General features: G+C 72.0%; 11 protein-coding genes and 2 pseudogenes. 9 read left to right on the forward strand and 4 right to left on the reverse strand.

Annotated features, from left to right (window positions below; translation table 11 throughout):
• The first annotated feature begins 64 nt into the window (after positions 1 to 64).
• The 3 genes and pseudogenes from IPK37_00885 to IPK37_00895 all read left to right on the forward strand — a co-directional run bounded on the left by IPK37_00885 (position 65) and on the right by IPK37_00895 (position 1,543).
• A pseudogene (locus IPK37_00885) lies at positions 65 to 627 on the forward strand (PAS domain-containing protein).
• Entirely contained in the window at positions 624 to 1,157 is a 534-nt protein-coding gene (locus tag IPK37_00890; GenBank protein ID QQS01086.1) for a hypothetical protein, read from the forward strand. Before IPK37_00885 ends, IPK37_00890 begins: the two are co-directional and overlap by 4 nt.
• Positions 1,154 to 1,543, forward strand: a complete 390-nt coding sequence (locus IPK37_00895) for a hypothetical protein (protein ID QQS01087.1) — start codon at positions 1,154 to 1,156, stop codon at positions 1,541 to 1,543. The genes IPK37_00890 and IPK37_00895 overlap by 4 nt, the downstream gene beginning before the upstream one ends.
• Positions 1,544 to 1,886: 343 nt before the next feature.
• On the opposite strand, the pseudogene IPK37_00900 reads toward IPK37_00895, so the two are convergent.
• Positions 1,887 to 2,534 (reverse strand): annotated as a pseudogene (locus IPK37_00900) (GNAT family N-acetyltransferase).
• Positions 2,535 to 2,548: 14 nt separating this feature from the next.
• Positions 2,549 to 3,643 (reverse strand): amidohydrolase family protein, encoded by a 1,095-nt coding sequence (locus IPK37_00905; protein QQS01088.1) that lies wholly within the window; start codon positions 3,641 to 3,643, stop codon positions 2,549 to 2,551.
• A 630-nt stretch (positions 3,644 to 4,273) separates the two neighbouring features.
• Here IPK37_00905 and IPK37_00910 point away from each other — a divergent pair.
• The gene (locus IPK37_00910; protein QQS01089.1) at positions 4,274 to 5,395 is read left to right on the forward strand and encodes a CU044_5270 family protein; all 1,122 of its coding nucleotides are present in this window, start codon (positions 4,274 to 4,276) and stop codon (positions 5,393 to 5,395) included.
• Positions 5,396 to 5,649: 254 nt separating this feature from the next.
• On the forward strand, positions 5,650 to 7,098 hold the full coding sequence (locus IPK37_00915) for a tryptophanase (GenBank protein ID QQS01090.1): 1,449 nt from the start codon (positions 5,650 to 5,652) through the stop codon (positions 7,096 to 7,098).
• Between the two features lie 73 nt (positions 7,099 to 7,171).
• Here the strand turns inward: IPK37_00915 and IPK37_00920 are convergent, their stop codons facing one another.
• On the reverse strand, positions 7,172 to 8,842 hold the full coding sequence (locus IPK37_00920; protein ID QQS01091.1) for an alpha/beta fold hydrolase: 1,671 nt from the start codon (positions 8,840 to 8,842) through the stop codon (positions 7,172 to 7,174).
• Between IPK37_00920 and IPK37_00925 the strand changes: the two genes are divergently transcribed.
• Complete coding sequence (locus IPK37_00925; GenBank protein ID QQS01092.1) at positions 8,841 to 9,608, forward strand: PAS domain-containing protein; 768 nt, start codon at positions 8,841 to 8,843, stop codon at positions 9,606 to 9,608. The two genes, IPK37_00920 and IPK37_00925, sit on opposite strands and share 2 nt — an antisense overlap.
• 229 nt (positions 9,609 to 9,837) lie before the next feature.
• On the forward strand, positions 9,838 to 10,647 hold the full coding sequence (locus tag IPK37_00930; GenBank protein ID QQS02588.1) for a chemotaxis protein: 810 nt from the start codon (positions 9,838 to 9,840) through the stop codon (positions 10,645 to 10,647).
• On the opposite strand, the gene ffh is transcribed toward IPK37_00930, so the two are convergent.
• Positions 10,644 to 12,284 carry a signal recognition particle protein gene (gene ffh / locus IPK37_00935; GenBank protein ID QQS01093.1) on the reverse strand — a complete coding sequence of 547 codons (1,641 nt, stop codon included), beginning with the start codon at positions 12,282 to 12,284 and terminating at the stop codon, positions 10,644 to 10,646. The genes IPK37_00930 and ffh overlap by 4 nt on opposite strands.
• Positions 12,285 to 12,429: 145 nt before the next feature.
• On the opposite strand from ffh, the gene IPK37_00940 reads away from it, so the two are divergent.
• The gene (locus tag IPK37_00940) at positions 12,430 to 12,651 is read left to right on the forward strand and encodes a DUF2191 domain-containing protein (GenBank protein ID QQS01094.1); all 222 of its coding nucleotides are present in this window, start codon (positions 12,430 to 12,432) and stop codon (positions 12,649 to 12,651) included.
• A 4-nt stretch (positions 12,652 to 12,655) separates the two neighbouring features.
• Positions 12,656 to 13,081, forward strand: a complete 426-nt coding sequence (locus IPK37_00945; protein ID QQS02589.1) for a PIN domain nuclease — start codon at positions 12,656 to 12,658, stop codon at positions 13,079 to 13,081.
• Positions 13,082 to 13,352: the final 271 nt, after the last annotated feature.

Below are 13,352 nucleotides of genomic sequence, written 5' to 3' on the forward strand. Positions count from 1 at the left end.
ATGGACGGCAACTCCGGCGCCGCCCCCAGGGCCCGCCGCTCGCCGCCACCCAGGAGACCGACCCGTGCCAGGCCCCTCGGACATCACCCCCCGCGATCGGGAGGTGACGTTCGGCTGCGACGAGATCATCGTCAGCAAGACCGACACCAAGGGCGTCATCACCTACGCGAACGACGTCTTCCTGCGCGTCGCCGCCTACTCCGAGGCCGAGCTGATCGGCCAGCCGCACAACGTCATCCGTCACCCCGACTTCCCCGGCGGCGTCTTCAAGCTGCTGTGGGACACGATCACGCAGGGCCAGGAGGTCTTCGCGTACGTGCAGAACCTGGCCAAGGACGGCTCCTACTACTGGGTGCTGGCCCACGTGACCCCGACGTACGACGCGCGCGGCACCATCGTCGGCTACCACAGCAGCCGGCGCTGCCCCGAGAAGGCCGCGGTGGCCGAGGTCGACGCCGTCTACGACCTGATGCGCATCGAGGAGCGGCGGCACCCGACCGCCGCGTGGGCGCCGAGGCGAGCCTCGCGCTGGTGGGGCAAGTGCTGGCGGGCAAGGGCGTGACGTACGACGAGTTCGTCTGGGATCTCATCCACCGCACCACCCCCACCGATCGGCGGGCCGCGTGACCGGGCGGCGCCGGGAAGGCACTCCGGCCGGCCCTCCCCAGGACCCGGTCACGGAGCCGTCGGGACGTGACCTGCCCGAGGCCCTGGCTGACATCGACGCCGTGCTCGCCCGCGTCGCCGGCGGCGACCTCAACGCCCGGGTCGTCCAGCTCGACGGACCCCCGCTGGCCCAGAGCCTGGCGAACCACGTGAACGGCACCCTGGACCTGCTGGAGGCGTTCACCCGCGAGACGCAGGCCTGCCTGCGCGCCTCCGCCGAGGGCCGCTTCCACCGCGTCGTCCTGTTGCGCGGGATGCCCGGCCAGTTCGCCGAGGGTGCCCGCGCCAGCAACACGGCACGCGCGGCCATGCTCGAGCACGACGTGCAGCTGACCCGCCGCGACGCCGAACGCAGCGACCTCGCGACCAGCGTCGCCGAGGTCTCCCATCGCCTGGGGGCCGCGGCCCACCAGCTCGGCGAGGACACCACCGCCCTGTCCGCCACCACGAGCCGCGCCGTCGCCGAGGCCGGCACGGGCTGCGGACGATGACGGCGCTGACCGAGGCGAGCGCGGAGATCGAGACCGCGGTGCGGGTCATCGCGCAGGTCGCCGGGCAGACCCGGCTGCTGGCGCTCAACGCGATGATCGAGGCGGCTCGTGCCGGCGATGCCGGGCGCGGCTTCGCCGTCGTGGCCAGCGAGGTCAAGGATCTGGCCAGCGAGACGACGCAGTCCTCCCAGGACATCGCCGAGCAGGTGCGGGCCGCCCAGGAGGCGGCGCGGGCCGCGGGGGCGGCCATTTCGGCGATCACCGCCGCGATCCAGGAGATCGACACGCAGATCGGGCAGGTGCGCGCCCGCGTCGACGGGGCCGACGGGCTGGAACCGCTCGGGGACCGGCTGGAGCACCAGGTGGCCCGCCTCACCGACGGCTGATCGCTCGCCCGAATCGTCCCGGCCGGGCTCAGCCGCGCAGTCCTCGGTGCGTCCCCACGTCGCGCGCCGCGGCCTCCGCCGCGAGCGCCACGGCCACCACCTCCTGCTCCGAGGCGGCCACGGCCGCCGCGGCCGCGGCATCCAGGCGCAGCGCCGCCCCGCCCACATCGGGGCCGGTCAGCACGGCATCGGTCACCGGATCCTCCTCCAGCACGACACCGGGGCAGGTGGCGAGGAGCCGGGCCGCCTGCTCGGTGCCGAGGGCGTGCAGCGCGGCGGCGGACAGGAACGGTACGCCGAGCTCGGTGGCCAACCGCTCCCCCGCGACGGTGCTTGCTGCCGGCAGCACCACGACCGGACGGGCCCGCAGCGGGACCGCGAACGGCCGCGCGGGCCACTCCGGGGCCGTCACCCCGTACGTCACGTGGTCGCGCCACGCGTGGCTGCCGGTGCCGTCGGGAAGCCACAGGTAGGCCGGCCAGGCGCCGCGCCGCGTGAAGCCCAGCGAGCGCACCAGACCCGCCGAGCGGGTGTTCCCGGGCTGCACCGACGCCTCGACGCGGTGCAGGCCCATGCCCCGCGGCTCCGGGGCGAGGATCAGGTCGACCACCAGGCGCAGGCCCTCGGCGAAGAGCCCCCGCCCGGCGTACGGGTCGTAGGCGTCGTACCCCAGCGTCCCGGCGAGCGCCCGGCCCCGGACGACGTTGGTGACATTGACCCGCCCGACGATGTCGTGGTTGGCGAGGGGCTCCAGGGCGTGCACGATGAACGTGCGGTGGCCGCTCGACTGGAATCGCAGGTGCCGTTCGAGATCGCCGGGGTCGACGGGGTTCCACTGCGCGAGCCGGTCGCGCGAGGCGAGGACGGCGTGCCGGTAGGGCACCAGGTCGGCCTTGGTCACGGGGGCGACCCGGACCCGCCGACCCCGCGCGGTCAGGGGCTCCGCCTCGGGGTCGGGCCTCAGGTGCGCCCCCTCCGGCGGGGGCGCCATCGCGGGTGGGGTCGTCACCGCACCGCCTTGCCGCGCAACACGATCCGGTGCGGGCGCACCAGCATGCGCAGGTCCTCGCGCGGGTCGTCGAGGTACACCACGAAGTCCGCCTCCGCGCCCTCCGCCAGCCCGGGGCGGCCAAGCCACTCCCGGGCCCCCCAGGTCGCCGCCGCCAGCGCGCCGGCGGCCCCGAGTGCCGTCTTGCCCAGCTCGATGACCTCCAGCGCGATGAGGCCGTGCGGCAGCTGGCCGCCGGAGTCGGTGCCGGCAAAGATCGGCACGCCGGCCTCGGCAGCCGCGCTGATCGTGTCGTACCGGCGCCGGTGCAGGTCGAGCATGTGCCCCGCGTACCCGGGGAACTTCTTGCGGCCCGCCGCGGCGAACTTCGGGAAGTTGTCGATGTTGATCAGGGTGGGCACGATCGCGATCTGCTGGGTCGCGAAGGCGTCGATCGTGTCCTCCACCAGGCCGCTGGCGTGCTCGATGCAGTCGGTCCCGGCCGCGGCGAAGTCCACCAGCGACTGCTCGCCGAAGCAGTGCGCGGTCACCCGGGCATCCTCCTCGTGGGCGGCCGCGATGGCCTGGGTGAGGACGTCCACCGGCCAACACGGCGCCAGGTCGCCGCGGCCCCGGTCGATCCAGTCGCCGACGAGCTTCACCCAGCCGTCGCCGGCCCGCGCCTCCCGGCGTACGAACTCGACGAGCTGGTCCGGCTCGACCTCGTGGGCGACCCCCGGGATGTAGCGCTTCGTGCGCGCGATGTGCCGCCCGGCGCGGATGAGCCGCGACAGGTCCTCGCGGTCCTGCACCCAGCGGTTGTCGACCGGCGATCCCGCGTCGCGGATCAGCAGGGCGCCGGCGTCGCGGTTCGCGTAGCCCTGCGCCACGGCCCGCTCCGGCTCGACCGGCCCGCCGGGGCCGAGCCCGATGTGGGCGTGGGCGTCGACCATGCCCGGGATGACGTGGCCGTGGACGGTCTCCACCTCGGCCGCCGAGCCGGGCCCGGGCCCGGTGAAACTGATCCGGCCGTCGATGACCCACAGCTCGTCCCGGGTCTCCTCCGGCCCGACGTGCACTTGACCGACGACATGCAGGATGGGCGCGCTCATAGCGGCGAACCTACCGGCTGCGCCCCGCCGGTAACGTCCCGGATCGAGCCGGGAATGAGGGGGCATGACGACGGAGCACGGCCGCGATCTGGGCTGGTTCGAGCGGCTCTTCCGCGAGACGCAGCAGCCGCTACGCCGTACGCCGCCTGCCGCTCGACGACGTCGACGACCTGGTCGCCGAGGTCTACGCCACCGCCTGGCAACGCCGCGAGATCACTCCCGAGCCGGAGCTGCCCTGGCTGTACCGCACGGCCGCGCACCATCTCGCCCACACCCGGCGCTCGGACCGGCGGCGCACCCGTCTGGCCGCGCGGCTGGCGTCGGCCGGCGAGCCCGAGACCACCCCTGCCGTCGACGTCGCCGAGGTGGACCCGGCCGTCGCCGCCGTCCTGGCGGCCCTGCCCGCGGCGGACGCGGAGATCCTGCGGCTCGCCGCGTGGGAGGAGCTGTCCCCCACCGAGATCGCCTACGTGCAGGGTGTACGGCGGGGGCGGCGCGCGTCCGGCTACACCGAGCCCGCCGCCGCGCCGCCGCCCTGCTGGCCGACCACGACGCGGCCACTCCCGGCGAGCGCACGCTGTCCGCGACCGCCCACGTCCGCCCCACTCCCGTGCCGACTGAGGAGTTCTCATGCTGAACCGCCGACCCGGCCCGCCATCTGCCCGGCTCCGAACCGCCGACCCGGCCCGCCATCTGCCCGGCTACGACGAGGCCTCCTCGGCCGCGCTGATCGCCGCCGCCACCGACCCCCGCGCCCCGCGTGCGTGGCCCGCGCCCGCCAACCGGCGTGGCCTGCGGCGCGGCGTCACGCTCGGCCTCGCGGCGGCGGGCACCGCCGTTGCCCTCACGCTCGGCCCCGCCCTCGTCGACGTCGTCACCGGCTCCAGCAGCGGCGCCGCACCCGCCGCCGCCCAGCTGTTGACCCGGGCGGCCGACATCTCGGTCAGCGACGACCCGGCCCGTCCCGAGCAGTGGTACCGGATCACGGCCCGCAACGTGGGCGTCACCACGGAGGCCGGCGACCGCGACGGCCAGCAGGTCCGAATCGGGTGGCGCACGAGCAGGCAGCGAACCGACTACGTAGCCGTCGACGGAGCTCGCCCCACGTACGTCGTCGAAGCCGCCACCGCCGACCCCGTGCAGGTCTTCGGCCCGGCAGCCACCGCTCCCGCCGAGTGGCGAACCCGTACCCCCGACGTGTGGACGTCCAACCTCGCCCCGATCGACATCCCCGCGAGCTGGCAGGCGCCGACGCCGTCCTGGCTCGCCGCATTGCCCCGCGATCCCGCGGCGCTGCGCGCCCGGATGTACGCCGACGCCGCGGGGCACGGCCCCTCGACCGACACCGAGGTGCTGGTCTTGGCCGCGGACGTGCTGCGGTCCGGGCTCGCGCCCAGCGAGCTGCGGGCCGTCCTGTACCGGGTGCTGCGCACCGTGCCCGGGGTGACGATCACCTCCGAGTCGGCCACGCTCGACGGCCGCACGGGGGTGGGCATCGGCCGCTCCGAGGATCGGAACGGCCTGCGTCAGGAGATCGTCATCGACCCGGCCACCGGGCAGGTCATCGGCGAGCGCACCCTGGTCACCCGGCAGACCGCCGACCTGCCGCTCCCGGTCGGGACCGTGTTCCACGAGGACGCGCTGACGCGCGCGGTGGTCGATGCGATCCCGGCCGACGTCATGGCCACCGCGCGGCGCGACGACTGCGCGGTCGATGAGCACGGGGGCGTCAGCTGCCGCATGCCGCAGTGAGCCGGGCACCACGCCGGCGGGTGCCGGGTGCGCCGGGTGCCGGGTGGCGGGTGCCGGGACACAGTGCCCGGTCGACTCGGCGTACCGCCGCGACGCACTGGACAACCTGCGGACGGCGACCTGCGACGATGCGCATCGCTGACCAGTCGAAGGACTTCGGTCCCGCGTCGCCGCCGCCGCACCGCCCTAGCCTGACGCACGGCGCCGGCCGCGGAGTCGCGCGCCGAGGCGCGCGCGAGGAGGCGGACGAAGTCATGGCCCAGGTGAGGTTCAGCTCGGGAGAACGCATTCCCCTGGAGATGCACAAGGTGCGGATCGTGCAGAAGCTCACCCTGCGGCCCATCGAGGACCGGCTGCGGGCCATCGCCGACGCGGGCAACAACACCTTCCTGCTGGCCAACGCCGACGTCTTCCTCGACATGCTCACCGACTCCGGCGTCAACGCGATGAGTGACCGTCAGCAGGCGGCGATGCTCGTGGCCGACGACAGCTACGCGGGCTCGGCGACCTACACCCGGCTGGCCGACAAGCTGCGCGAGGTCTTCGGGATGCCGTACTTCCTGCCCGCCCACCAGGGCCGCGCCTGCGAGCACCTGCTGGCCAAGACCCTGGTCACGGCCGGTTCGGTCGTGCCCATGAACTACCACTTCACGACCACCAAGGCGCACATCACGATGGCCGGCGGGCGGGTCGAGGAGATCTACACCGACGAGGCCCTGCAGGTCACCTCGGACCACCCGTTCAAGGGCAACATGGATCTCGGCAAGCTGCGTGCGCTGATCGAACAGCACGGGGTCGAGAACATCCCGTTCGTGCGGATGGAGGCTGGCACCAACCTCATCGGCGGGCAGCCGCACTCGCTGGCCAACCTGCGGGAGGTCGCCGCCGTGTGCCGCGAGCACGGGATCCCGCTGGTGCTCGACGCCTCGCTGCTCTCCGACAACCTCTGGTTCATCAAGTCGCGCGAGGCCGAGTACGCCGACGCGAGCATCGCCGCCATCACCCGCGAGATCGCCGACCTGTGCGACATCGTCTACTTCTCCGCGCGCAAGATCACTTGCGCCCGCGGCGGCGGGATCATGATCCGCGCCGAGGAGATGTACAAGCGGATGCGGGGGCTGGTGCCGCTGTACGAGGGCTTCCTGACGTACGGCGGGATGAGCGTGCGCGAGATGGAGGCCATGACCATCGGCCTCGACGAGCTGATGGACGAGGACAACATCTGCCAGGGCCCGCAGTTCATCGCGCACATGGTCGACGAGCTCGCCGACCGCGGCGTACCGGTCATCACCCCCGCCGGCGGCCTCGGCTGCCACGTGGACGCCTCGCGGTTCCTGGACCATGTGCCGCAGCAGGAGTACCTGGCGGGCGCCCTGGCCGCCGCCATCTATCTGTGCAGCGGCGTGCGCGGGATGGAGCGCGGCACGATGTCCGAACAGCGGGAGGAGGACGGCACCGAACCGCTCGCGGAGATGGAGCTGGTGCGCCTGGCCATGCCGCGGCGCGTGTTCACGCTGAGCCAGGTCAGCTACGCCGTGGACCGGATCGCGTGGCTGTACTCCCAGCGGCACCTCATTGGCGGCCTGCGCTGGGTCGAGGAGCCCGAGGTGCTGCGGTTCTTCTACGGTCGCCTCGAGCCGATCGGCGACTGGCAGCAGGAGCTGGTGGCCCGGTTCCGGGCGGACTTCGGCGACTCACTCTGATTCAAGCTAAGTCGTACGACGCACGCGGGCGGGGGTTCCGGAGAACCCCCGCCCGCGGTGCCGTCGGGCCGGATCAGGCGGGCACCAGGTCCCGCACGTAGAACCCGGGGGCCTCGGCGAGCTCGGGGTGAGCCCCGTCGCCCAACTCGGCAGGGGCGTCCTTGAGGTCACCGCTGCGCGGCTTGCTCCACTCGACCCACTCGGTCCACCACGAGCCCATCTTCTTCGTGGAGCCGGCCTGCCACTCCTCGGCGTCCAGCGCGCCGGCGTCCGTGCCGACGAAGTAGCTGGCCTTGGGGTTGGTCGGCGGGTTGACCAGGCTGGCGATGTGGCCGGCGTTGCTCAGCACGTAGGTCACGTCGTCGCTGCCCACGAGCTGGGTGGTGCGGTAGGTGCCCTTCCACGGGGTCAGGTGGTCCGTGATGGCGCCCTGCACGAAGACCGGCACGTTGATGGTCGCCGCGTCGAACGGGCTGCCCGCGAACTCGCGGGCGCACGAGGACGCCAGCGGGTTGGTGTGGAAGATGTCGAGGAACTGCTTGTGCAGCTGGGCGGGAAGGCGGGTGCCGTCGGCGTTCCAGGCCAGGATGTCGAACGCGGGCGGGTCCTGGCCCATCAGGTAGTTGTTCACCCAGTAGTTCCACACCAGGTCGTTCGGCCGCAGCCAGGTGAACGCGCTCGCCATGCTCCGGGCCTGGAAGACGCCCTGCCGGTGCGAGGCCGCGCCCGCCAGCGCCATCGTCGGGCCCTGGCCGAAGGCCGCCATCGGGATCTGCCCGGCCCAGTCGAGCAGGGTGACGGCGAACGAGCCGTTGGCCACCACGTCCTTGTCGAGGTCGGCGAGGCGGTTCAGCGTGATCGCCTCCAGGATCCCGCCCGCGCAGAAGCCGACGAGGTTGACCTTCTGCGAACCGGTGATCTCGCGGACCTCGTCGATCGCCGAGATCAGCCGCTCCACGTAGTTGTCGATGCCCCAGTCGGCGTGCTCCTTGTCGGGGTTGCGCCAGCTGACGAGGAACATCTGCAGGCCCTGGCTCACGGCGTACTCCACGAAGCTGCGCCCGGGCGCCATGTCGAGGAAGTAGTAGCGCCCGATCGGCGGCGGCACGACGATGGTCGGCACCTCGTGGACCTGGGCGGTGGTCGGCGTGTACTGGAGCAGCTCCGCGACCGGGTCCCGGGTGACGACGGCGCCGGGGGTGACGGCGAGGTCGACCCCGACCGTGAAGGCGTCCTTGCGCACCATCGACGGCATACCGCCGTTGTGCACGAGGTCGTCGATCCAGTTCTTGCCGCCCTCGACCAGCGACTTGCCGCCGGTCTCGAAGGCCCGCTTGAGGGCGGCCGGGTTGCCGAGGAGGTAGTTGGTCGGCGCGAGCGCGCTGGTGACGATGCCGGAGACGAACTTCACGGCCTGGGCGTGCCGGTAGTCCTTCTCCTCCAGACGGTCGGTCAGCTTGTCCACGGCGCGGGTGCCCGCGAGGTAGCCCTGCGCGATCGCGCGGTACGCCGGGTTGGTCTGCCACGTCGGGTCGGAGAACCGCTTGTCGCCGCGGTCGGGCGCGACCTCGGAGGCGCCGGTGCCGATCTTGAGCAGCTCCACCCAGAGGTCGACCACGTCGCGTCCCGCCGCGGGGGCCTCGGCGGCGACGGCGGTGGCGGCACCGTCCATGCCCGAGCGCAAGCCCGTCGCAACGCCGGTCACGGCGTCGCTCACCTTCTTCAGTGGGTTCAGATCCGGCATGGGGGCCTCCCTTGATGACAGGTGCGGCTCGGCCCGTGACCGACCCCGATGCCGAGGCAGCCGTGGGCATCCCCGCCGCGCGACGAAGGCAAGATTCTCATATCCGGCGGGGTGTCGGCCACGACGACGAGCCGGTAGCTTGGCCCGTCCCGACGGATCTGCTGGTCCGGGGCCCGCCGCACCCCTCATCGAAAGTTCCACGCGGGGGAAGTTCCCTCAGGGTGGGACGTTTTCGGCCGACGGGGAGCAGACCGTTCGCCCTGCGCGGCCTCGAGGAGCCCCGTTGACACTTGCCACCCCCACCGGTCGAGCCCGCACCTTCGCGCCGGACGAATTGATCGTGTCGAAGACCGACCTCAAGGGCCGGATCACGTACGCCAACGACGTCTTTCTGCGGGTTTCGGGGTTCGAGCTCGATGAGTTGATCGGCCAGCCGCACAACGTGATTCGCCACCCGGAGATGCCGCGCGGCGTGTTCCGGCTGTTGTGGCAGCAGCTGCAGGCGGGCAAGGAGATCTTCGCCTTCATCAACAACCTGGCCAAGAACGGCGACCACTACTGGGTGCTGGCCCACGTGACCCCCACCTTCGACGGCGCCGGGAAGATCATCGGCTACCACTCCAACCGCCGCGTGCCGTCGGCAGCGGGGGTGGCCAAGGCGACGGAGGCCTACCGCCCCCTCTTGGCGGAGGAGCGTCGCCACCCCAAGGCGGCCGAGGCCGCGGAGGCGTCGTTGCGCCTGCTGGAGTCCACGTTGGCGGCGTAGGGCACGACGTACGACGAGTACATCTGGTCGCTCATCGACCTCGGACGAAAGGCGGCCTGACCGTGGGGCTACGCACGCGCTTGACCGGTCTTCGGGCGGCAGCCCGCTCCCGCGCGGCGAGGCCCGAGAGCCGCAGGGCGCCTCGCTCGACGCCTGCATCGCGCACGTCAGCGACGTGGTGAACCGCGCCGGGGCCGGCGACCTGGAGGTGCGCGTCGACACGCGCACGATGATCGGCTCGGCCGGGGAGATCGGGGACGGCCTGAACCGCCTCCTCGATGTCATCGACGCCTACATGCGCGAGGCCCAGGCGTGTCTGCACGCGGCGGCGGACGGGCGCCCGTACCGGCGCATCATGCTCGCCGGCCTGCGGGGCAGCTTCGGCAAGGGGGCCGCAGAGATCAACCAGGCCCGGGACACGATGCTCGCGGTCGGGCAGCGGCTCGCCGACCAGGAGGCGGCCCGCGGCGCCATCATCGCCTCCACCGTCGACATCGCGGGTCGGGTGGCGACGGCCTCCGGCGAGCTCGCCGGGTCGGCGGAGCAGCTCGGCCACGCGGCCCGGGACGCTGTGGACCAGGCCAGCGGCGCGATGGCGACGGTGCGCTCCCTGGAGCACGCCAGCTCGGAGATCCAGAAGGCCCTCGGCATCATCACCTCCGTGGCCGATCAGACGCGTCTGCTGGCGCTCAACGCCACCATCGAGGCGGCCCGGGCCGGCGACGCCGGCAAGGGCTTCGCGGTCGTGGCCGGCGAGGTCAAGGACCTCGCGAGCGAGACCACGACCTCCTCCGAGGACATCGCCGTGCAGGTGGAGGCGACGCAGGCCGCGGTCCGCGACGCAGTGGCCGCCATCTCCGCCATCTCGACCACCATCGAGGGCATCAACGCCCGCGTCTCCGAGGTGACCGAGGCGGTCAGCGGCGAGACGGGGCTGTCGGGTCTGGCGGCCGGGCTCGACCGCGAGGTGGCGCGCTTCGCGGGCGGACCCCCACCTGCCTTTCGGGGCGCCAAAACCCAGCAGGGATTCGGCGCTTAGCCCTTGAGGAACTTGTCGAAGCCCTTCGGGAGCTGGCTGGGGTCGAAGCTGCTCGGGTCGAAGCCTGCCCCCGGCGTACCGTTGCCGTCCGCCCCCGGACCGGCGCCCAGGGCCGTGCCGGGCGCACCGAACGCGTTCTTGGCCGCGTTCTCGCGGGCCTCCAGCTGCCGCGCCGCGAGCTCCTTCTCCTGCTCGGCGCGCTTGGCCGGGTTGCCGGACTTGCCCTTCTTCTTCTGCTGCTTCTTGCGCGAGGCCGGGCCGGCCATGCCCGGCATCCCCGGGATGCCGCCGCCGCGGCGGAGCTGGCGCATCATCTTCTGCGCCTCCCCGAACCGCTCCAGCAGCTGGTTGACCTCGGTCACCGCGACGCCGGAGCCCTTCGCGATGCGCGCCCGCCGCGAGCCGTTGATCTGCTTGGGGTGGTTGCGCTCGAACGGCGTCATCGACCGCACCATCGCCTCGACCCGGTCGAACTCGCGCTCGTCCAGGGAGTCCAGCTGGTCGCGGATCTGGTTCATGCCGGGCATCATCCCGAGCAGCTGCTTGAGCGAACCCATCTTCTTGATGGCCGCCATCTGCTCCAGGAAGTCGTCGAACGTGAAGTCCTCGTCGGCGAGGAACTTGCGCGCCATCTCGTCCTGTTGGCGCTGGTCGAAGGCCCGCTGGGCCTGTTCGATCAGGGTCAGGACATCGCCCATGTCGAGGATGCGCGAGGCCATCCGGTCGGGGTGGAAGACCTCGAAGTCCTTGGTCTGCTCGCCGACCGAGGCGAACATGATCGGCCGCCCCGTCACCCCCGCCACCGACAGCGCGGCGCCGCCGCGTGCGTCGCCGTCGAGCTTGGACAGGACGACGCCGGTGAAGTCGAGCCGATCCATGAAGGCCGTCGCTGTCTCCACCGCGGCCTGGCCGATCATCGCGTCGATGACGAACAGGACCTCGTCGGGGTCGACCGCCGCGCGGATGTCCGCGGCCTGGGCCATCAGCTCCTCGTCGATCGCGAGGCGGCCGGCGGTGTCGACGATGACCACGTCGCGCTGCTCGCGGCGCGCCTGTTCGACGCCGTCGCGGGCCACCTTGATGGGGTCGCCGTAGCCGCGGTTGCCCACGCCGTACTCGATCGCCGCGTCGTACCCGGCCACGTTGCCGCGCTCCGGTGCGTACACCGGCACCCCGGCCCGCTCCCCCACGACCTGCAGCTGCGTCACCGCGTTGGGGCGCTGGAGGTCCGCCGCCACGAGCAACGGGGTGTGGCCCTGCTCCTTGAGCCAGTAGCCGAGCTTGCCCGCGAGCGTCGTCTTACCGGAGCCCTGCAGACCGACCAGCATGATGACCGTCGGCGGGTGCTTGGCGAACTGGATCGTACGGGTCGCCCCGCCGAGGATCGCGATGAGCTCCTCGTGGACGATCTTGACGACCTGCTGGCCCGGGTTGAGGGCCTGATGCACCTCGGCGCCGAGGGCCCGCTCGCGCACCTGGGAGGTGAACTGCCGTACGACGGGCAGCGCAACGTCCGCATCCAGCAGCGCCACCCGGATGTCCCGGATGGTGGCATTTAGGTCGCGCTCGGTGACGCGGCCCTTGCTGCGCAGGTTCTTGAACGTCGCGGCGAGGCGATCCGACAGGCTGTTGAACACTCGCCAAGGCTAACGAATGCGGCTCACCTCGCGCGTCGCCGCCCATGGGCCGTACGTCGTACGCAGGTGGCCCTACGCCGTGCGCGCGGCACGACCCAACCAGGAGCACGATCGTCTGCCAGAAGCATGATGCTATGATGCGTTGGTGCGCACTACTCTGGACATTGACGACGTCGTCCTCGCGGCGGCGCGATCCAAGGCGCGAGCAGACGGCGTCTCGCTAGGTCGTGCCCTGTCGGATATCGCGATGCTCGGCCTCAATGCAGGCACCGGGGCAGTCCCTCCGGCCGGCTTCCCCGTGTTGCATGGCGTCCCCGGACACCTCGTGACCGACGAGATGGTGGCCGCGGCGCGTGACGACGACTGAGGAACTGCCCACGCTCCTCGACGTGAACGTGCTGCTGGCACTCGTGTGGGACCACCACATTCACCACGGCAGCGCTCATCGACATTTCAGGGCCGTGGCCAGTGACTTCGCGACGAGCCCGGTCACCGAGATCGGTTTGGTGCGCCTGCTGCTCACGCCCTCCGTGACGGGCCGAGCTGTCTCGCCCGCCGAAGCGTTGGGGACGCTGAATGCCTTGCGGACCCAGCCGGGATGGCACTTTCTGCCCGACAATGCGTCCTTTGCCAATCCGCTGGTCGTCATTCGGGTGCTCGGGGGTCGGCGCCAGGTGACCGATCTGCACCTGGTGAACTTGTGCGCCGCTCACGGCCATCGGCTGGCGACCTTTGACGCGGGCATCGAGCAGATCCTGGCGCCGCAGGACCGCGCGCACGTGCTCACCTGGCGCTGAGGTCATCGACGGACGACGGCGGCCCGGTGGCGTCTGGCTGACGCCGAAGGGCCCCGTCCGGCGCATGTGCCGAGCGGGGCCCGCGGCCGAGATGAGGCGCGATCAGCGGCGTCAGCCGGTGATCTTGCTCAGCGTCGGGTCGTCCTTGTAGGCCTCCTTGGCCTGACTTGCACATGTCGGGTGTGATTCTGCGGTCGGGCTCGCGTTTGTCCTGGTCAGGGATGTGCGGGGTTGGGCGTTGACACACTAACCGGGTGGGTAGCGTGCCTTC

The sequence above is a fragment of the Austwickia sp. genome (assembly GCA_016699675.1).
Classification (GTDB): Bacteria; Actinomycetota; Actinomycetes; order Actinomycetales; family Dermatophilaceae; genus Austwickia.